This is a genomic window from Mesorhizobium sp. M0011 (genome assembly GCF_040324155.1).
Classification (GTDB): domain Bacteria; phylum Pseudomonadota; class Alphaproteobacteria; order Rhizobiales; family Rhizobiaceae; genus Mesorhizobium.
Genome location: NZ_JAMYVQ010000006.1, coordinates 208,965 through 225,704, shown reverse-complemented (window position 1 = coordinate 225,704; position 16,740 = coordinate 208,965). Strand labels below are relative to the sequence as shown.

The following is a 16,740-nucleotide window of genomic DNA, read 5'->3' as shown; positions in this document are numbered from 1 at the left end:
CGGGCGAGGAACTCGCTACCAGATGCCGGTTCTGAGGCCCGTCCAGACGTAGAACCAGATCGTCGGATGATACCACAGCTTCGAAGGCAGGCCGGGATCGATCGTCGTGAGTTTTCCAGCCAGTGCATCGCTGACGGCCTCGACGCAGATGTCGCGCGAGAACGCCGTCTGGCGTAGCGCGTGACTTGAGATGGTGTCGCCCTTTTTCGATCGTCCGCGCGCCTGCTTCAGCACGCCACCGGTGTCGACGCCAGCGTCGACGAGGTGGACAGTCGTGCCGAAATTCTGCGCATCGCCTGATACCAGAGCCCAATAGCCGCCATTCATGCCGCGATATTTCGGCGTGATGCCCGCATGGTAGTTGAGCACCGGGCAGGGCATTTTGCTCAGCATCTCAGCCGAGATTAGTCGGCAACCGTTGAGCAGCACAACGCCTGGCCGGATCTTCTGAATCGCCTGCAGGCACTCAAGCCCATTGGCCGAGGCTACTTGGATGATCTCCTGGCCTGGTCGCGGCTCAACCTCCAGCTTCTCCTCGGCAATCAATCGCGCGCTATGGCCGGCCAGGAATCGCTTGCCCAACCTGCTCAGCACCATCGTGCCAAGCTGGCCCATGGCGGAGATCCAGCCTTGGCGGCGAGCCCGGCCACGCAGCAATTGCTTTTTGGATTCAGGGGTTTCGAGGACGACGCTGACAGGACCAACGCGATCGGCGATTGCATTGATCATAGCCCAGACATGCTGGCCGCCTCCGGTGACGACCACGATCCGCGTGCTGGATTCTGATGCTGCCATGGATATTGCCCCTCCAAGCAACCCGTTCTTGATAATGGTTGGGATGCTAGGGCGTCCGGGTTAATCCTTGGTGATCAGCCTTCGATACACAGTCAGCGCTTGAATTCGATGATATCGAGCTTCGATTCGTAGTAGGGCGCCGGAAATTCGATACGCCATTCCTTGGCGCTGTTGCGGAAGGCGTAGCCGACCTGGTCGGTTTGCGGGCCGCTTCCATAGGGCTTTGCCGGATCATCCTTGACATAGAAGGAGCCGAGATAGATCGCGCGTTTCTCGCCATCGTCGAAGAAGCGGCCCTTGGTGCGCTGCGAACCGCTGATCTTTTCCAGCCGCCAGCCGGAACCGTCGTCGGTCACCTTGCACTTGAACCAGCCATAGATGACGAGCGGCAAAGGCCCGCCGGCCTTGATGGTGCGGCACCGCCAACTGCCGGTCAGGTCCTTGTCGGAAAAGGCCACCAGCGGTTTTGCCAGCAAGGCGTCGAGTTGCTTGACCTCGGCCGCGTCTCCAGCTTTCGCTTCGGCAAGCGCCGCCTTGCGCGTCTCGCCATAATTGTCGAGCCGCTTCTTGTCGGCCGGGGTGATGAGTTTCTGTATCTCGCCATCGGCATGAGCGGGCAGGGCGAAACAGAGGAGACCGAGTGCGGCTATCAAGAGGCGAGGGGTCATCGTGCGTTTCCACGTTCGAATGGCTGGAGGGCCTGTTGCCTTGTGGCGCACAACTTACCCGTTCTCGATGGCCTGTCATCCAGGGTTGGAGCATGGCGGGTCAAGAATTGCTTCAGGCGTGTGCAGCCGCCTGCGCCATTCCGGCCGTCAGGTCGCCATAGCCAGTGGCGCGGCGCTCATAGACGAGACCGAGCATTTTGGCGGCCTTTTCGGCGACCTTGTCGAGCTCCGGATCGTTGGTCTGGGCAAGGTAGATCAGCTTTTCGTAGTTGCCGAAATAGTCCTTGATCAGCTCCGGGTGCTTGTCGAGGCCGAGCGGTTTCATGAAGAAGGCGTCGAACTGGCGGCACAGGAAGTCGGTCATGTAGAACGACATCATGTCGTCGTCGGCGATTTTCGCGTAGGCTTCCATGCCTTGATAGAAGGCGAAGCAGTGCGGGCCGGCCATGCGCTCGACGCCATGCTTCTCGCAGATCCTGTCGAGCAGGCCGCCGGTGCCGCAATCGGCATAGCCGACGAAGATGTGTTCGTAACCCTCCGCCTTGGCCTTTTCGATCGCCTGGTCCATGGCCGGTGCGATGCGGTCCGGATAGAAATGGAATTCCGCCGGCAGGCAGGTCAGGTCGAGATGATCCAGTCCGAGCTGTTCCTTGACGGCCAGAACTTCGCGCGCAATCATCCCGCAGGCGATGACGAGCAGCCTGTCGTCTTGATTCGGTTTCGTTTTTTGCGTCTTGGCCATGGAACCAGTCGAACGGCCTTCGTTGTTGTGGCGCTAATTTATCTATTGAGGGAGACACCGTCCATGAAACTGCTACGCATCACGCCGATTGCCATCCTGGCCTGCGCCTTGGCCCTTGCGGCTTGCGCGAACACCGTTCGCGGCGTCGGCAGGGATGTCAAATCGACTGCCAAGGCGGTCGAGGACACCGTCACCAAGCCCTGATCCGCGCGCGGCCTTCTTCACCATCTGGGAACAAAAAAGCCGCGCTGCAAGGCGCGGCTTCCTATTGTCCATGCCGAATTGGCCAATCAGGCCGAAGCGCGCACATTGTGCTTGCGCTTCATGTAGTCCTTGGCGGTCTCGACCGCCACCGCCGCATCGCGGCAATAGGCATCGGCGCCGACGGCCTTGCCAAACTCCTCGTTCAGCGGCGCGCCGCCGACCAGCACGACATAATCGTCGCGGATGCCCTTTTCCTTCATCGTGTCGATGACGACCTTCATGTAAGGCATGGTCGTGGTCAGCAGTGCCGACATGCCGATGATGTCCGGCTGGTGCTGTTCGATCGCATCGAGATATTTCTCGACCGCATTGTTGATGCCGAGATCGATGACGTCGAAGCCAGCACCTTCCATCATCATGCCGACGAGATTCTTGCCGATGTCGTGGATGTCGCCCTTGACGGTGCCGATGACCATCTTGCCCTGCTTCGGCGCGCCGGTGGCGGCGAGCAGCGGACGCAGGATGAACATGCCGGCCTTCATCGCATTGGCGGACAGCAGCACTTCGGGAACGAACAGGATGCCGTCGCGAAAATCCTCGCCGACGATGCGCATGCCTTCGACCAGTGCCTCGGTCAGCACCTTGTAGGGCACCCAGCCGCGCTCGAGCAGGATGTTGGTGCCTTCCTCGATCTCTTCCTTCAGCCCGTCATAGAGATCGTCGTGCATCTGCTGCACCAACTCGTCGTCGGAAAGTTCGGAAAGGATGATCTCGTCGTCGGACATTTGTATCGAGCTCCTGCCGGCATCGCGACCATGTCGCAAGGCACACATCTTCGCGTTCATACCTAACCCGCTGAGGGCATGTATCCATAGCTGATTTGCGACTTCCCGCAAAAGGAAAGCGACCGTAACTCTCTTGGAATTCTTGTCGATTTTGCGACAGGCGTTGGCGCTGGCGGGCCGTTTCGAATAGGGTGCATGGCTACGATCTGGCAAGAAGCGGCGAGATGCAGCCGCTATGGATTCCAGACAAGAACAGATTCAGGGAAGAACCACCATGAGCGAACACGCGGCAGTCGATCAGGAAGCGTCAAACGCGCGACGTGGGCGCGGCGCCAGCGGCGGGGCTGCTGCCCGGCGTGCCGCGCGTTCAGGCGGTGGCCCAGGCACGCAGCTCACCTACATCAAGCGCAAGATCAACGTCTACGAGGTGCTGGACGAGGAAGGCCTGGCGATTATCGAAAAGAACACCGACACGGTGCTCGAAGAGATCGGCATCATTTTTCGCGATGACGCCGAAGCGCTGCAACTCTGGAAAGAGGCCGGTGCCGACGTCAAGGGCGAGCGCGTGCACTTTCCGAAGGGGCTGTGCCGTTCGCTGCTCAAGACCGCGCCGTCCGTCTACACTCAGCATGCGCGCAATTCCGAGCGTTCGGTGCAGATCGGCGGCAATGCCACCGTCTTTGCGCCAGTCTACGGTCCGCCCTTCGTGCGTGACCTCGATGGCGTCAGGCGTTATGCGACGATCGAGGATTTCCAGAATTTCGTGAAGCTCGCCTATATGGCGCCGTCGATCCACCATTCGGGCGGCACGGTGTGCGAGCCAGTCGACGTGCCGGTCAACAAGCGCCACCTCGACATGATCTACAGCCACATCAAATATTCCGACAAGCCGTTCATGGGCTCGGTGACCGCGCCGGAACGCGCCGAAGACACCGTCGCCATGGCCAAGATCGTGTTCGGCGACGATTTCGTCGAGAACAACACGGTGCTGACCAGCCTGATCAACGCCAACTCGCCGATGGTGTTCGACGAGACCATGCTCGGCGCGCTGAAAGTCTATGCGCGCCACAACCAGGCCTGCATCGTCACGCCGTTCATCCTTGCCGGCGCGATGAGCCCGGTGACGGTGGCCGGCACGCTGACGCAGGTCCTGGCCGAAGTGCTGGCCGGCGCCTCGTTCACGCAGCTGATCCGTCCCGGCGCGCCGGTGCTGTTCGGCACCTTCGCCTCGTCGATTTCGATGCAGTCGGGAGCGCCGACCTTCGGCACGCCGGAGCCGTCGCTGGTGTCTTATGGCGCCGCGCAGCTGGCGCGTCGGCTGGGCCTGCCGTTCCGCACCGGCGGTTCGCTCTGCGCGTCCAAGGTTCCGGATGCGCAGGCCGCCTATGAGAGCGCCAACACGCTGAACTCGACCATCCTGGCCGGCACCAATTTCGTGCTGCATTCGGCCGGCTGGCTCGAGGGCGGGTTGGCGTCCTGCTACGAGAAATTCATGATGGACATCGATCAGCTCGGCATGACGCAGAAATTCTCAGAGGGCGTCGACCTGTCGGAAAACGGCCAGGCGATGGACGCCATCCGCCAGGTCGGCCCCGGCAGCCACTATCTCGGCTGCGACCACACCCAGGCCAATTTCCAGACCGCCTTCTACCGCTCCAACATCGCCGACAACAATTCCTACGAGCAGTGGCTGGCCGAAGGCGAGAAGACCGCGCCCCAACGTGCCAACGAACTCGCCCGCCGCTGGCTGGAGAGCTACGAGGCGCCGTATCTCGATCCGAGCATCGACGAAGCGTTGCAGGACTTCATCGCCAAGAAGAAGGGGTCGATGCCCGACGCCTTCACTTGAAAGGAGCCCGAGTCAGGCGGGGCTAAAGTCGCCAACATCATCCACAAGGAAGTCTGGCGGAGCGCGTTCTCCGATCCGGTCAAGAAGGAATGATTGCCGCGGGGCGCCGGGTTGAGGACATCGCGACCGTGCTTTCGGCCCATGGCCTCATCCTGCGCGGCGGCTTCAAGTGCGGAGCGAGCGAAACCCCGTTTGCCGACCTCTCAGGTGCTCCCGTCAAATCCGTCCTGCTGGTCGGGCAGGCGGGTGCAGCGCCTTGGCCGCATTTCCTGCGCTGGATCGACAAGCAATCGCAGACCATCGCCAATCCGCTCGACACGTGGTCGCGCGAAGTGATCGGAGCCGTGGCCGAGGCATTCGGGGCGCGAGCCGTTTCCCCTTCCGACAGACCTTATCTGCCGTTTCAGCAATGGGCGATGCGGGCGGAGGGACTGAAGCCGTCGCCGCTCGGCATCCTCATGCATCCGCAATACGGGCTATGGCATGCCTATCGCGGTGCGCTGCTGTTCGAGGACGAGCTTCCGATTCAAGCCGGCGAAACGGCGCCTCACCTTTGCGATAGCTGCGTCGAGAAACCTTGCCTGAAATCTTGTCCGGCCGACGCCTATTCCGCGCAAGGATTTGCTTATCAATCCTGCCTGACGCATGTGCGTGGAGCCGGCGGCTCGCCTTGCCGCAGCGGCGGCTGCCTTGATCGCAATGCGTGCCCCTATGGCACGGAGTATCGCTATCCGCCGGAGGTTCAGGCCTTCCACATGGCGAGCTTCGCACGAGCCACCAACTGATCCATTCCCATTGCGTGGTGCTCTTCGCTTCGAGCATCTTGACGGCAGTTAGAAGCAAGCCTATTCATCAAGTCATCTGATGACTTGATGAATAGGCCGATGCAACCTGCTCTCCGAACCAATCTCACCGACAGCGCCACCGAGAGCCTGCGGGCTGAAATCGTCAGCGGCCGCTGGGGTGTCGGCGAGCGTATCCCCAACGAGGCAGCTCTGACCGACCTTCTGTCAGTCAGTCGGGGCACCGTCCGCGAGGCGGTGCGGGTGCTGGTCTCGCAGGGGTTGCTGAATACGCGTCAGGGCTCGGGCACCTATGTGCGCTCCGCCGTCGATACTTCTGCCGCGCTTGACCGGGTCAAACGCAGCGGCTTGCGCGATCAGTGGGAGGCGCGGGCGGCGCTGGACCTCGAGGCCGCGAGGCTCGCCGCCTTGCGTCACACGCCAGCCGACCTCGAGCGGATGCGGCAATTGCTTGCCGCGCGCGGCACCGTCGCCGACGGCGGAAGCGAAGCCTTCATCCGGCGCGATCTTGCTTTCCACAAATCCGTCGTCGCGGCGTCCGGCAACAGGGCGATGATGGAGCTCTATGACTTCTTCACCGCCGCCATCACCGAGACCATCCATGCCACCATCGACGGCGATCTGCCCGAACCGGACCACCAGGCGCATGCGGCAATCGTCGACGCCATTGCCGCGAGCGATCCCGAGCGCGCCGTTGCCGCCGTCCGAGCCTTCATGGCGCCGGTGCTTGCCCAACTTGAAAGACTGCTTTCGCAATGAACCAGAGTTTTCGTCAGCCTGATCCGAAGGCCGAGGTCGAGGGTCTGGAACTCGTCGATGCCGAGGCCGACAGCCTGCCCATGCCGCAGCCGCCTGAACTGCGCAGCCGTGCGGCGCGCATCATGCTTGGCGCAAGCCTTGTGCTGATCGCCTTCAGCTTGAGGCCGCTGTTTTCCAGCCTGTCGGTGCTGTTGCCCGAGGTGATGCAGGCAACCGGTCTTTCGACGACCGGCGCCAGCCTGCTGACGACGCTGCCCGTCCTGTGCCTCGGCCTGTTCGCGCCCTTCGCGCCAAGGCTTGCGCAGCGCTATGGAGCCGAGCGCACTTTGCTCGGGGCGCTCGCCTTGCTGGTGCTGGGAACCGGCCTGCGCTGGTTCGGTACGGTTCCCCTGCTGTTTGTCGCCACATTCCTGGCCGGTGGCGCGATTGCCATCGGCAATGTGCTGCTGCCGGGCCTGGTGAAGCGCGATTTCGCCGACAGGGCCGCTATCATGACCGGGTTCTACACCATGGCGCTCTGCGCCGGCTCGGCTGCCGCTGCCGGCTTCACGCTGCCGATCGAGCATTTTGTCACCGGTTCATGGTCGGGAGCGCTCGCTGCCTGGGCGGTGCCGACGCTGGTCGTGCTGCTGATCTGGATCCCGCAGGCGCTGGGCAGCCGTCGGCAGGTCAGTCATCGCGGCTTTCACGTCGTCGGGCTTTGGCGCGATCGCCTGGCTTGGCAGGTGACGCTGTTCATGGGGCTGCAGTCGGCACTTGCCTATTGCATCTTCGGCTGGCTGGCGCCGATCCTGCGCGAGCGCGGCTTTGACGCGGCCACCGCCGGCGCGATGGTTTCGGTGTCGGTGATGGCGCAGGTCATCACGTGCCTCGCCGTGCCATCCTTTGCGATGCGGCTGAAGGACCAGCGCGGCATCAATGTGGCGCTCGTTGCCATAGCGGTGATCGCGCTGCTCGGCATTCTCTTTGCGCCGACGTCGACGGTGCTGTTCTGGGCGGTCCTGCAAGGCATCGGGCAGGGTGGCCTGATCGCGGCTGCCATGAGCTTGATCGTGCTGCGTTCGCCGGATTCGCATGTCGCCGCGCATCTTTCAGGCATGGCGCAAGGCGTCGGCTATGTACTGGCGGCATTCGGCCCGCTGCTGGTGGGCCTGATCCGCGATTGGACCGGCAGTTTTTCGGGGACGGCGTTCCTGTTCGTCGCGCTCGGGCTTGGCGTAGCCATCATGGGGCTCGGTGCCGGCCGTGCGCTGCATGTCGGCGCGCGGACCGTGCGCGAGGGCGAGCAATAGCGTCACGCAATCCTGCACGAAATGTTGACTGCCGGGTTCAGGGAACGCCTTGCCGTATAGGCTTGCGCGGCTATGTATCGCGCATCAGTCGAACGGAGCGGGCGATGACGAAACACGACCTTCAGATCAAGACCAGGGATGGTGTTGCCAATGCTGGGCTTTTCCGCTCGGCAAACGCATCTCCTGCCAAGGCCGGCGTCATTCTCTATCAGGACGCCTTCGGTCCGCGGCCGGCGCTCGACAGTATGGCCGACCGCCTGGCGAATGAAGGCTATGCGGTGCTGGTGCCCGACCTATTCTACCGCAATGCGCCCTACGGGCCGTTCGACGCCAAGACCGCGTTCGCCGAGGAAAAGACCAAAATCCCGCTGATGGCGCTGGTCAGCGGCACGACACAGGACATGACCATCAGCGACGGCGATGCGTTCCTCGATGCGCTTGCTGCCGAGGGCATCACCGGGCCGATCGGCACCGTCGGCTATTGCATGGGCGGCGGTCGATCATTGAATGCGGCTGCAACCTATCCCGACCGGATAAAAGCGGCCGCAAGCTTCCATGGCGGCAATCTGGCCAGCGACGCCGCCGACAGCCCGCATCGCAAGGCAGCCTCCATCAAGGGGCGCGTCTATGTCGGCACATCCGGCGTCGACAGGAGTTTCCCGCCGGAACAGTCGGCGCGGCTGGCCGAAGCGCTGCGGGTCGCTGAAGTCGATCATGTCATCGAGAACTATGCCGGGATGGCGCATGGCTGGTGCGTGCCCGATCATAGCGTTTTCAACGCCGCGGGTGCCGAACGTCATTGGAAGCGGCTGACGACGTTGTTCGCCGAGACGCTGATCTAAGCCTTCCGCGGCTGTTCTTGCCTGTTGGCTGCCCGTCCCGTTCGCGGTATCAGGCAGCACAAGTGGCGCGGCCCCATGTGAGTGGGTCGAGCGGGAACGAATAGCCTGATGCAATCCTATGATGTCGTGATCATCGGCGCGGGTGCCGCTGGAATGATGTGCGCCGTGGAGGCGGCCAAGCGCGGCCGTTCGGTGCTGATCCTCGATCATGCGGCAATGCCTGGCGAAAAGATCCGCATCTCCGGCGGCGGCCGGTGCAATTTCACCAACATCCATGCCAGCCCGAAGAATTTTCTGTCGGGCAATCCGCATTTCTGCATTTCGGCGCTCAGCCGCTACACGCAGCGCGATTTCATCGCCCTCGTCGAACGCCACCGCATTGCCTATCACGAGAAGACACTTGGGCAGCTGTTCTGCGATGGCTCCGCACGCCAGATCATCGACATGCTGGTCTCGGAAATGCAGGGCAGGGGCGTGGAGCTGGCGCTCTCGGCCAGCGTTGAGGATGTCCGCAAAACCGTGGAGGGGTTTGCGCTCACCCTCTCCACAGGCTTGGTCACTTGCCAGTCGCTGGTCGTGGCCTGCGGCGGCAAGTCGATCCCCAAGATGGGGGCGACCGGCTTCGGCTATGAGCTTGCCGAGCGGTTCGGCCTTGCTGTTGTCGAAACGCGGCCGGCGCTCGTTCCGCTGACCTTCGACGCAAACACGCTCGAACGGCTGGCGCCGCTGGCCGGCAACGCCGTCGACGCGGAAGTCGCCTGCGGCAAGACGCGGTTTTCCGAAGCGATGCTGTTTACGCATCGCGGCGTCAGCGGACCGTCCATCCTGCAGATCTCTTCCTATTGGCGCGAGGGCGATGAAATCCGCATCGCCATGCTGCCGGGAGTTGACGTGGCGGACCTCATTCGGGTGGCCAAGCGAAGCAATGGGCGGCAAGCGGTACAGACGGTGCTGGCAAATCATCTGCCGAAGCGGCTTGCGCAGTCGATCGCCGAGCGCACCGGGATCGACGGCAACCTTGCCGATCTTTCCGACGCCCAGATGAAAACCATAACTGCCGCAGTCAATGACTGGCGCATCAAGCCTGCCGGCTCGGAGGGCTACCGCACCGCCGAAGTGACGCTGGGCGGAGTCGACACCAACGGGCTGGACCAGAAGACGATGCAGGCGAAATCCGTGCCGGGCCTGTTTTTCATCGGCGAAGTCGTCGATGTCACGGGTTGGCTGGGCGGCTATAATTTCCAGTGGGCATGGTCATCGGGCTGGGTTGCGGGGCAGGCGGCCTAGACTTACGTCCGTGGCTTCGTCCCAGCAGTCGCCTTCTTCTTCTTTTTGGCCTGGTTGTAATCGATCGCTGCGCGGACGAGGTCTTTCAAAGCACGCTCATCGAGCCTATCGCCCTCAAGGATATCGATTGCCCGCCACACCTTGCCGCCGAAACCGTTGTTGAACAGCTTGTCGGGGTCCGGCAGGCTGGCGCCATGGGAAAAGGTCAGCTTCACCTTGTCCTTGTGGGCGTTGCCGACCACGATGTTGCCGTCGAGACACCATACCGGGCTGCCCATCCACTTCCACTCCTCGACGATGTCCGGGTCGGCTGCAAGGATGGTCTTGCGGATGCGGGCGAGCGTCTCGCCGCGCCAGTCCGAGAGGCCGGCGATCAATTGGTCGATTTGTTGCGAGGGGGTCATTGGGTGCCTTCCTGTGCCTCGACGCGTTCAACCGCTGCCTGTCACCAGCGCGTCAGTTGGGTGATCTGAACGAGATTGCCGCAGCTGTCGTTCATCTGGACGATGGTCGAACCGGTCACTTCGGTCGGCGGCATGGTGAACGCGCCGCCCTTCGCCTTGATGCGCTCGTAGTCGCCCTTGACGTCGTCGGTGAAGAACATGATCGCGGGCTGACCCTGCTTGAAAATGGCTTCTTGATAGGCCTTGGCGGCCGGGTTGTCGTTGAGCGCGAGCTGCAGTTCGGTCCCATCAGGCTCTTCGGCCGAGGCCACGGTCAGCCAGCGATAAGGCCCATTGCTGAAATCGGCCTTTTTGGTGAAGCCCAGCACGTCGGTGTAGAAGCGCAGTGCGTTTTCCTGGTTGTCCACATACACGCTGGTCAGCTTGATCTTCATCGCTCATTTTCCTCTGTCATAGTCGGTCATTACGGGATCCAGCCGGGCAGGGCCGCGGCCTGCTTGATCCATTCCACCATCCTCGCCTCATCGAACTGATCGTCTTCGCGGATGTCGATCCAGCGCACATCCTTGCTCTTGGCCGTGCCGCCAGGTGGGATCGGCTGCAATGAGATGCCACTGAAGAAGGTTACCTTCAAATAGTGGGTGAAGACATGGAAACTCACGAACCAGCCCTGGCCTTCGATGCCGTAGAAGGGCGAGTTCCATCGCACGGCTTTGCGGACGTCCGGCACGTTGCGCTCGATGAGCGCGTCGAGGCGTTCGCCCAGGCCGCGCTTCCAACCCGGCATCGCAGCGATATAGGCCTGCACCGGGGCGTCACCATCGCCCTTGGCGATTTGCGGGTTGCCGCCCGAGAGCAGCACTGGCGCAGCCTTGGCCTTGGTCAACTGACCCTGTGTCTTGACCATTCTGCCTACTCCTATCCGCGCGCACGCTGCGCGCCGCGTCCCTTGGCGGCATAGGGCAGCACGAACATGTACAGACCGCTGGACAGCAGCAGGAGGAGCGGCAAGAGCGGCGAGTAGACCACCCAGGCGGGAGGCTGCCCGAATGCCATGGTGGCGAAGTTGGCGATGACGGTCAGCGTAAAGATGATCGACAGCCAGCGATGAATTTGCCGAACCCACATGTTCCAGTCCAATAGTTCCTCCTGTCAAAACAGCCGACGCGGACCACCGATCCGCACCGGCAGGTTTCAATCTATCCGCGCCAGGACTTGACTCAGATTCGTAAAGTACTGCCGCCACCCGCTCGTCGCGCCCCGATACGCCTGCTCCTGGTCCGGCCGGAAGCCGGATTGTTCCATGCGCAACCGGGTGCCCGTGCTGGTCGGCATGAGAGTCCAGGTGACGACACTCTCGAGGCCATAGGCCTGCCACGTGTAGGATAGTGTCTTGTTCAATTCGACGACTGTTACCTGACAGTCGACAACGATGCTCACGTCAGGCTGCGGTTCCTTTCGCAGATTGAAACGGTGGTCCACGACTGGCTTGAAGTCGTTCTTCATCAGCCATTCCTCGATGAGATGCGGCTGGGTCAGCGCGCGCCAGATTTTTTCCGGCGGATAGGGGATCTCACGTTCGACGATGACGGAGCGCGTTTCGGTCGCGATGTTGGTCATTGGTCCATTCTTTTGAGCAAATTTTCGAGATCATCGAACCGGCTCTGCCAGAACGCATTCATCTGGTTCGTCCAGTCGGTCAGCGGGGAAAGTGCTGCGAGCTGGGCGCTATAATGGGTCTGCCGTCCTTGATGGCGGTCACGCACGAGCCCGGCCTGCCTGAGCACGCCGAGATGCTTCGACACCGCCGGCTGCGAGACCCCCGACTGAGCCGTCAGGGCGCCGACCGTCTGCTCGCCTTGCCGGCACAGGCGCTCGAAGATTGCCCGACGCGTCGGATCGGAGAGCGTTCTGAAGAGGACATCGTGAGCGTTCGTCATCTGGGATCGATAACCCTGTGGCTATTGATTGACGTATAACCGCCGAGATATGGATGTGTCAAGCGGGGTGTCGGCGGTCACGATCCGGCGGTTTCCAAAAAAATCTTTCCATTGCCCCAAGGATTAGCCATTAGCCTTCGTCCAACAGGCAAATGATGGCTATGATGCTGGATGAGAGCGAAGCCTCCGACGCCGAACTGATCGGGCGGGCGAAGGGCGGAGACAGAGGGGCCTTCAGCACATTGCTGGAAAGGCACTATGACTTCGTCTATCGCGCCGCCTATCGCTGGTGCGGCAGGAAGGCCGATGCCGAAGACATCGCCCAGGAAGTCTGCGTCAGGCTGGGCAAGGCGATCCGCGACTATCGCGGCGGCGGCGCTTTCACGACATGGCTCTATTCCGTGACGATGAACGCCGCGCGCGACATGATGCGAAAGTCCGCCCGCGAGACCGTCAAGACCGAGGCCTATGGCGTCCATGCATTGATCTCGGGCGAGGCGTCGGTCGAACCGGAAGACCCTGCCGAAGCGCTGTGGGCCGCCGTCCGGCGATTGCCGGACAAGCAGCGCGACGCCGTGCTTTTGGTCTATGGCGAGGGCCTGAGCCATGCGGCCGCCGCTGAGGCGATGGCGATCTCGGAGACGACGGTTTCCTGGCACATCCATGAAGCGAAGAAACGGCTTAAGACGCTGATGCGCGCGGCCGGGGAAGTGTGACCATGGTCGACGACAATGAACTCAACAGACTGCGCGATATCGCAGCACCGGCGCCCGCCAAGGATGCCAAGGCACGTGCCTTCGAGGCCGCCCTGCGCGCCTATGATCAGGAAAATATTTCTGCTGTCTTCCAAGGATCGGTTGGCGGGCTTCGTCTCATAGAGCGAGCACAAAAGCTCTGGAGCGAGATCATGCAAAAGAAACTTATTGCCACGCCGGCCCTTGCCGGGCTCGTCGCCCTGCCGATCGCCGGATACGCCACCTTCCATTTGCTGAGGGAACAGCCGCCCAAATTCGGCGGCGACGAGAAGATCACCGAGACGCTGGCCGACAAGCCGACGACGGTGAAGCCGACGACCGCCGAGCCGAAGCCGGCTCGCGGCGAGTTGGAGAAGGACAAGAAGGCGGACGCCGATGTGGAAAGCCGCGACGCCACCGATGCGCTTGTGGCGCCGGCCTCGCCGCAGAAATCCGAATCGACCGTTGCTGGGGGCGCTGCACAACAAAATGCGCTGGAGCGCGGTGTGCTGGCCGAGCCTGCGCCACCGGCACCGACAGGTGAATTCGCACTGGATGGCGCTGCAAGTGTACCCAGCACCTCGCGAGCCCGCATGGCGGCGGAGTCGAAGCTGATGGCGCCGCAGCAGCCGGCCATGGCGCCGGCCGACCAGATGCTGCCGCAGGAGGAAAATCGCGACCGTATCGAGGATTTCAAGACCAATCCGGTGCATGCAGCACTCGAGGACCCGGTCTCGACCTTCTCGATCGACGTCGACACGGCCTCCTATTCCTTCGTGCGCAGTTCGCTGAAGCAAGGCTATCTGCCGCAGGCCGACACGGTGCGTGTCGAGGAAATGATCAACTACTTCCCCTATGACTGGAAGGGGCCGGACTCCGCCTCGACGCCGTTCAACTCGACAGTCAGCGTCATGCCGACGCCATGGAACACGCAGACCAGGCTGATGCATGTCGCCATCAAGGGTTTTGACGTCAAGCCGACCGAGCAGCCGAAGGCCAATTTGGTGTTCCTGATCGATGTCTCGGGCTCGATGGACGAGCCGGACAAGCTGCCGCTGCTCAAATCGGCCTTCCGGCTGCTGGTCAGCAAGCTGAAGGCCGACGACACCATTTCGATCGTCACCTATGCCGGTGACGCCGGCACAGTCCTGGAGCCGACCAAGGCGTCCGAAAAGGACAAGATCCTCAACGCCATCGACAATCTGACGCCCGGCGGCAGCACGGCCGGCGAGGCGGGCATCAAGGAAGCCTACAGGCTGGCGCAAAAATCCTTCGTCAAGGACGGCGTCAACCGGGTGATGCTCGCCACCGACGGCGACTTCAATATCGGCCAGACCGACGACGACGATCTGAAGCGGCTGATCGAAAAAGAGCGCAAGACCGGTGTCTTCCTGTCGGTGTTCGGCTTCGGCCGCGGCAATCTGAACGACCAGATGATGCAAACCATTGCCCAGAACGGGAACGGCACCGCCGCCTATATCGATACGCTGGCCGAGGCCGAAAAGGTGCTGGTCGAGGATGCCTCGTCGACGTTGTTCACCATCGCAAAGGACGTGAAGATCCAGGTCGAGTTCAACCCGAACAAGGTCTCGGAATATCGCCTGATCGGCTACGAGACCCGCGCCTTGAACCGCGAGGATTTCAACAATGACCGCGTCGATGCCGGCGACATTGGTTCGGGCCATTCCGTTACCGCGATCTATGAAATCACGCCAAAGGGCAGCGGCGGCGAGCAGATCGACGCGCTGCGTTATGGTCAGGCGTCGGTGGACAATGGCGGCGTCGCCAACGCGGACGAATATGCCTTCGTCAAGATCCGCTACAAGCTTCCGAATGAAGACGTCTCGAAGCTGATCACCACGCCGGTGACCTCGGCCAACGAGATTTCGTCCTTCGACCAGGCCAGCACCGACCAGCGCTTCTCCGTCGCGGTCGCCGCCTTCGGCCAGAAGCTGCGCGACCAGGATGCGACCGCGAAGTTCGGCTACGACAAGATTATGGAGATCGCCACCGCCGCTCGAGGAGCCGACCCGTTTGGGTACAGGGCCGAGTTCCTCTCGCTTGTGCGCCTTGCCTCTGCGCTGGGCGGTAACCGGTAAGTGGTGATGACGGCCGGTTTCTTTCAGATGGGATCGTTCTGATACGGGGAACCAACCGCGGGCGGGTGAGGCAGGCCGGCGAGGGAAACCTTGCCGGCCTTTTTCGCGGATTTTCCGGGTCGTTAAATTGCGCGGCATTTCCGGTACTGGATGGCAACCCTCTCCTTGTTACGCAGGACAGGTGTACTGGGCTTGAGGGAGCCGAAATTGCAGATCAGGACTATCGCCAACTCGATACCTCCAGCGCCAGACGCCTCGGCGGTTTCATCGGCCCCATCATCGGAATCCAGGCGTATCAGTGACGATGTCGCGCAAGCGCGCCATACCGCCATATCGGCGCTGACCAACGACCGCTTCCGCATCATGCTGGAACAGATCACCGACCCCAGCGCTTCAGGCGCGCTGATGACGATGCGCGGCGACAATGTGGTCGACTTCAAGTCGGCGCAGTCGAGCTACGCCGACAACAGCGAATAATCGAAAACCGATAAGGTCAGGCCCGGCTGCGGCGGCGCTCACGGCGGGCTTCGCTGGTCTCGGTGGTGTTTTCCGTCGCCACCTTGTTGCGCATCGGACCGATGCGCTCGACGATCGCGGCAACCGTCGGACGATCCGCCTTGGTGTGCGCGTCGAGCGCCTTGCGCATGGCGGCCAGGTGCTGGAACGAGGTGCCGCAGCAGCCGCCGATAATTTTGGCGCCGCCATCGACGGCGAGCCTGACATAGTCGGCCATCAGTTCGGGTGTGCCGGAATAATGGATCTCGGTGCCGCGGAATTCGGGGATGCCGCAATTGCCCTTGACGATGACCGTCGCCTCCGGCTTCGCCTCGGTCATGTCGAGCAGCGAGGCCAGGATGTCGGATGCGCCGACGCCACAATTGGCACCAACGCCGAGCGGCGCCTGCGACAACCCATCGGTGACGCCGTGGATATCCCTGGGCAGCAGGCCCATCATGGTGCGGCCAGCGGTGTCGAAGGAACCGGTATAGGTGTAGGGCAGGCCGACGCGGATGGCAGCCTCGGCGGCGGCGCGGATCTCGTCGGGAGCCGACATCGTCTCGATCCAGGCGACTTCGGCGCCACCGGCCTTGAGACCCTCGATCTGCTCGGCGAAGGATTCGACCGCCTCGTCATAGGTCATGGCGCCAAGCGGCACCAGCAATTCGCCGGTCGGTCCGACCGAGCCGGCGACGATCACCTTGCGGCCGGCTCTGTCGGCGACGGCACGAGCAAGCTCGGCGGCGCGCTTGTTCAGCGCATGCGCGCGGTCCTGCGCATGGTGCAGCTTCAAGCGGTGACGGGTGCCGCCGAACGAGTTGGTGAGGATGATGTCGGCGCCGGCATCGACGAATTTCTGGTGCAGGCTGGTGATGGTGTCGGGCGCCGTCTCGTTCAGCAGCTCGGGTGCCTCGCCGGCCTCCAGACCCATGGCGAACAAATTGGTGCCGGTGGCGCCATCGGCCAGCAGGACGCCCTTTTTAGCCAGCAGCGCATCGATCGGGTTGATGGTCGTCATCGGATTGGCTTTCATGTTCGA

At 62.3% G+C, this 16,740-nt stretch carries 21 protein-coding genes; 10 read left to right on the top strand and 11 right to left on the bottom strand.

The window, feature by feature from the left end; genetic code table 11:
- Nucleotides 1-15: 15 nt before the first annotated feature.
- From NKK51_RS09690 to NKK51_RS09680, 3 genes are all read right to left on the bottom strand, one after another.
- Entirely contained in the window at nt 16-795 is a 780-nt protein-coding gene (locus NKK51_RS09690; protein WP_352552487.1) for a formyl transferase, read from the bottom strand.
- Between the two features lie 92 nt (nt 796-887).
- Nucleotides 888-1,463: a DUF4893 domain-containing protein gene (locus NKK51_RS09685; RefSeq protein ID WP_352552486.1), complete on the bottom strand. Its 576-nt coding sequence runs from the start codon at nt 1,461-1,463 to the stop codon at nt 888-890.
- A gap of 112 nt (nt 1,464-1,575) precedes the next feature.
- On the bottom strand, nt 1,576-2,205 hold the full coding sequence (locus NKK51_RS09680) for a DUF1638 domain-containing protein (protein WP_352552485.1): 630 nt from the start codon (nt 2,203-2,205) through the stop codon (nt 1,576-1,578).
- A gap of 63 nt (nt 2,206-2,268) precedes the next feature.
- Here NKK51_RS09680 and NKK51_RS09675 point away from each other — a divergent pair, with 63 nt between their 5' ends.
- The gene (locus NKK51_RS09675; RefSeq protein WP_013531174.1) at nt 2,269-2,409 is read left to right on the top strand and encodes an entericidin A/B family lipoprotein; all 141 of its coding nucleotides are present in this window, start codon (nt 2,269-2,271) and stop codon (nt 2,407-2,409) included.
- Nucleotides 2,410-2,495: 86 nt separating this feature from the next.
- Here NKK51_RS09675 and NKK51_RS09670 read toward each other — a convergent pair whose 3' ends face one another.
- Nucleotides 2,496-3,194: a cobalamin B12-binding domain-containing protein gene (locus NKK51_RS09670; protein WP_126069400.1), complete on the bottom strand. Its 699-nt coding sequence runs from the start codon at nt 3,192-3,194 to the stop codon at nt 2,496-2,498.
- A 274-nt stretch (nt 3,195-3,468) separates the two neighbouring features.
- Between NKK51_RS09670 and NKK51_RS09665 the strand changes: the two genes are divergently transcribed.
- The 6 genes from NKK51_RS09665 to NKK51_RS09640 all read left to right on the top strand — a co-directional run bounded on the left by NKK51_RS09665 (nt 3,469) and on the right by NKK51_RS09640 (nt 10,026).
- Nucleotides 3,469-5,043 (top strand): trimethylamine methyltransferase family protein, encoded by a 1,575-nt coding sequence (locus tag NKK51_RS09665; protein ID WP_128304378.1) that lies wholly within the window; start codon nt 3,469-3,471, stop codon nt 5,041-5,043.
- A gap of 89 nt (nt 5,044-5,132) precedes the next feature.
- Entirely contained in the window at nt 5,133-5,828 is a 696-nt protein-coding gene (locus NKK51_RS09660) for a hypothetical protein (RefSeq protein ID WP_352552483.1), read from the top strand.
- A gap of 99 nt (nt 5,829-5,927) precedes the next feature.
- Nucleotides 5,928-6,605: a FadR/GntR family transcriptional regulator gene (locus NKK51_RS09655; RefSeq protein ID WP_352552481.1), complete on the top strand. Its 678-nt coding sequence runs from the start codon at nt 5,928-5,930 to the stop codon at nt 6,603-6,605.
- Nucleotides 6,602-7,897 carry a CynX/NimT family MFS transporter gene (locus NKK51_RS09650; protein WP_352552480.1) on the top strand — a complete coding sequence of 432 codons (1,296 nt, stop codon included), beginning with the start codon at nt 6,602-6,604 and terminating at the stop codon, nt 7,895-7,897. The genes NKK51_RS09655 and NKK51_RS09650 overlap by 4 nt, the downstream gene beginning before the upstream one ends.
- Nucleotides 7,898-8,001: 104 nt before the next feature.
- The gene (locus NKK51_RS09645; RefSeq protein ID WP_352552479.1) at nt 8,002-8,739 is read left to right on the top strand and encodes a dienelactone hydrolase family protein; all 738 of its coding nucleotides are present in this window, start codon (nt 8,002-8,004) and stop codon (nt 8,737-8,739) included.
- 108 nt (nt 8,740-8,847) lie between these two features.
- The gene (locus NKK51_RS09640; protein ID WP_352552477.1) at nt 8,848-10,026 is read left to right on the top strand and encodes a BaiN/RdsA family NAD(P)/FAD-dependent oxidoreductase; all 1,179 of its coding nucleotides are present in this window, start codon (nt 8,848-8,850) and stop codon (nt 10,024-10,026) included.
- 2 nt (nt 10,027-10,028) lie between these two features.
- On the opposite strand, the gene NKK51_RS09635 is transcribed toward NKK51_RS09640, so the two are convergent.
- Genes NKK51_RS09635 through NKK51_RS09610 form a run of 6 tightly spaced genes read right to left on the bottom strand, consistent with a single transcriptional unit; the run spans nt 10,029 to nt 12,370 of the window.
- Nucleotides 10,029-10,430 carry a DUF1801 domain-containing protein gene (locus NKK51_RS09635; protein WP_128303955.1) on the bottom strand — a complete coding sequence of 134 codons (402 nt, stop codon included), beginning with the start codon at nt 10,428-10,430 and terminating at the stop codon, nt 10,029-10,031.
- Nucleotides 10,431-10,471: 41 nt separating this feature from the next.
- Complete coding sequence (locus tag NKK51_RS09630; RefSeq protein WP_128303956.1) at nt 10,472-10,864, bottom strand: VOC family protein; 393 nt, start codon at nt 10,862-10,864, stop codon at nt 10,472-10,474.
- A gap of 29 nt (nt 10,865-10,893) precedes the next feature.
- Nucleotides 10,894-11,337, bottom strand: a complete 444-nt coding sequence (locus NKK51_RS09625; protein WP_352552475.1) for a DUF1801 domain-containing protein — start codon at nt 11,335-11,337, stop codon at nt 10,894-10,896.
- An 11-nt stretch (nt 11,338-11,348) separates the two neighbouring features.
- Nucleotides 11,349-11,570: a hypothetical protein gene (locus NKK51_RS09620; RefSeq protein ID WP_128303958.1), complete on the bottom strand. Its 222-nt coding sequence runs from the start codon at nt 11,568-11,570 to the stop codon at nt 11,349-11,351.
- A 54-nt stretch (nt 11,571-11,624) separates the two neighbouring features.
- Entirely contained in the window at nt 11,625-12,050 is a 426-nt protein-coding gene (locus NKK51_RS09615) for an SRPBCC family protein (RefSeq protein WP_352552473.1), read from the bottom strand.
- Nucleotides 12,047-12,370, bottom strand: coding sequence for an ArsR/SmtB family transcription factor (locus NKK51_RS09610; protein WP_352552471.1), 324 nt, complete (start codon nt 12,368-12,370; stop codon nt 12,047-12,049). The genes NKK51_RS09615 and NKK51_RS09610 overlap by 4 nt, the downstream gene beginning before the upstream one ends.
- Nucleotides 12,371-12,525: 155 nt before the next feature.
- Here NKK51_RS09610 and NKK51_RS09605 point away from each other — a divergent pair, with 155 nt between their 5' ends.
- The 3 genes from NKK51_RS09605 to NKK51_RS09595 all read left to right on the top strand — a co-directional run bounded on the left by NKK51_RS09605 (nt 12,526) and on the right by NKK51_RS09595 (nt 15,680).
- Nucleotides 12,526-13,086: an RNA polymerase sigma factor gene (locus tag NKK51_RS09605; protein ID WP_352552469.1), complete on the top strand. Its 561-nt coding sequence runs from the start codon at nt 12,526-12,528 to the stop codon at nt 13,084-13,086.
- Nucleotides 13,087-13,088: 2 nt separating this feature from the next.
- Nucleotides 13,089-15,203, top strand: coding sequence for a YfbK domain-containing protein (locus NKK51_RS09600; protein WP_352552467.1), 2,115 nt, complete (start codon nt 13,089-13,091; stop codon nt 15,201-15,203).
- A 207-nt stretch (nt 15,204-15,410) separates the two neighbouring features.
- Nucleotides 15,411-15,680: a hypothetical protein gene (locus NKK51_RS09595; RefSeq protein WP_164780033.1), complete on the top strand. Its 270-nt coding sequence runs from the start codon at nt 15,411-15,413 to the stop codon at nt 15,678-15,680.
- 16 nt (nt 15,681-15,696) lie between these two features.
- On the opposite strand, the gene bmt is transcribed toward NKK51_RS09595, so the two are convergent.
- Nucleotides 15,697-16,719 carry a betaine--homocysteine S-methyltransferase gene (bmt, locus tag NKK51_RS09590; RefSeq protein ID WP_352552545.1) on the bottom strand — a complete coding sequence of 341 codons (1,023 nt, stop codon included), beginning with the start codon at nt 16,717-16,719 and terminating at the stop codon, nt 15,697-15,699.
- Nucleotides 16,720-16,740: the final 21 nt, after the last annotated feature.

What these genes read in the sequence shown, in the direction of transcription:
- NKK51_RS09690 (WP_352552487.1), bottom strand. Translation starts at nt 795, where the DNA reads ATGGCAGCATCAGAATCCAGCACGCGGATCGTGGTCGTCACCGGAGGC.
- NKK51_RS09685 (WP_352552486.1), bottom strand. Translation starts at nt 1,463, where the DNA reads ATGACCCCTCGCCTCTTGATAGCCGCACTCGGTCTCCTCTGTTTCGCC.
- NKK51_RS09680 (WP_352552485.1), bottom strand. Translation starts at nt 2,205, where the DNA reads ATGGCCAAGACGCAAAAAACGAAACCGAATCAAGACGACAGGCTGCTC.
- NKK51_RS09675 (WP_013531174.1), top strand. Translation starts at nt 2,269, where the DNA reads ATGAAACTGCTACGCATCACGCCGATTGCCATCCTGGCCTGCGCCTTG.
- NKK51_RS09670 (WP_126069400.1), bottom strand. Translation starts at nt 3,194, where the DNA reads ATGTCCGACGACGAGATCATCCTTTCCGAACTTTCCGACGACGAGTTG.
- NKK51_RS09665 (WP_128304378.1), top strand. Translation starts at nt 3,469, where the DNA reads ATGAGCGAACACGCGGCAGTCGATCAGGAAGCGTCAAACGCGCGACGT.
- NKK51_RS09660 (WP_352552483.1), top strand. Translation starts at nt 5,133, where the DNA reads ATGATTGCCGCGGGGCGCCGGGTTGAGGACATCGCGACCGTGCTTTCG.
- NKK51_RS09655 (WP_352552481.1), top strand. Translation starts at nt 5,928, where the DNA reads ATGCAACCTGCTCTCCGAACCAATCTCACCGACAGCGCCACCGAGAGC.
- NKK51_RS09650 (WP_352552480.1), top strand. Translation starts at nt 6,602, where the DNA reads ATGAACCAGAGTTTTCGTCAGCCTGATCCGAAGGCCGAGGTCGAGGGT.
- NKK51_RS09645 (WP_352552479.1), top strand. Translation starts at nt 8,002, where the DNA reads ATGACGAAACACGACCTTCAGATCAAGACCAGGGATGGTGTTGCCAAT.
- NKK51_RS09640 (WP_352552477.1), top strand. Translation starts at nt 8,848, where the DNA reads ATGCAATCCTATGATGTCGTGATCATCGGCGCGGGTGCCGCTGGAATG.
- NKK51_RS09635 (WP_128303955.1), bottom strand. Translation starts at nt 10,430, where the DNA reads ATGACCCCCTCGCAACAAATCGACCAATTGATCGCCGGCCTCTCGGAC.
- NKK51_RS09630 (WP_128303956.1), bottom strand. Translation starts at nt 10,864, where the DNA reads ATGAAGATCAAGCTGACCAGCGTGTATGTGGACAACCAGGAAAACGCA.
- NKK51_RS09625 (WP_352552475.1), bottom strand. Translation starts at nt 11,337, where the DNA reads ATGGTCAAGACACAGGGTCAGTTGACCAAGGCCAAGGCTGCGCCAGTG.
- NKK51_RS09615 (WP_352552473.1), bottom strand. Translation starts at nt 12,050, where the DNA reads ATGACCAACATCGCGACCGAAACGCGCTCCGTCATCGTCGAACGTGAG.
- NKK51_RS09610 (WP_352552471.1), bottom strand. Translation starts at nt 12,370, where the DNA reads ATGACGAACGCTCACGATGTCCTCTTCAGAACGCTCTCCGATCCGACG.
- NKK51_RS09605 (WP_352552469.1), top strand. Translation starts at nt 12,526, where the DNA reads ATGGCTATGATGCTGGATGAGAGCGAAGCCTCCGACGCCGAACTGATC.
- NKK51_RS09600 (WP_352552467.1), top strand. Translation starts at nt 13,089, where the DNA reads ATGGTCGACGACAATGAACTCAACAGACTGCGCGATATCGCAGCACCG.
- bmt (WP_352552545.1), bottom strand. Translation starts at nt 16,719, where the DNA reads ATGACGACCATCAACCCGATCGATGCGCTGCTGGCTAAAAAGGGCGTC.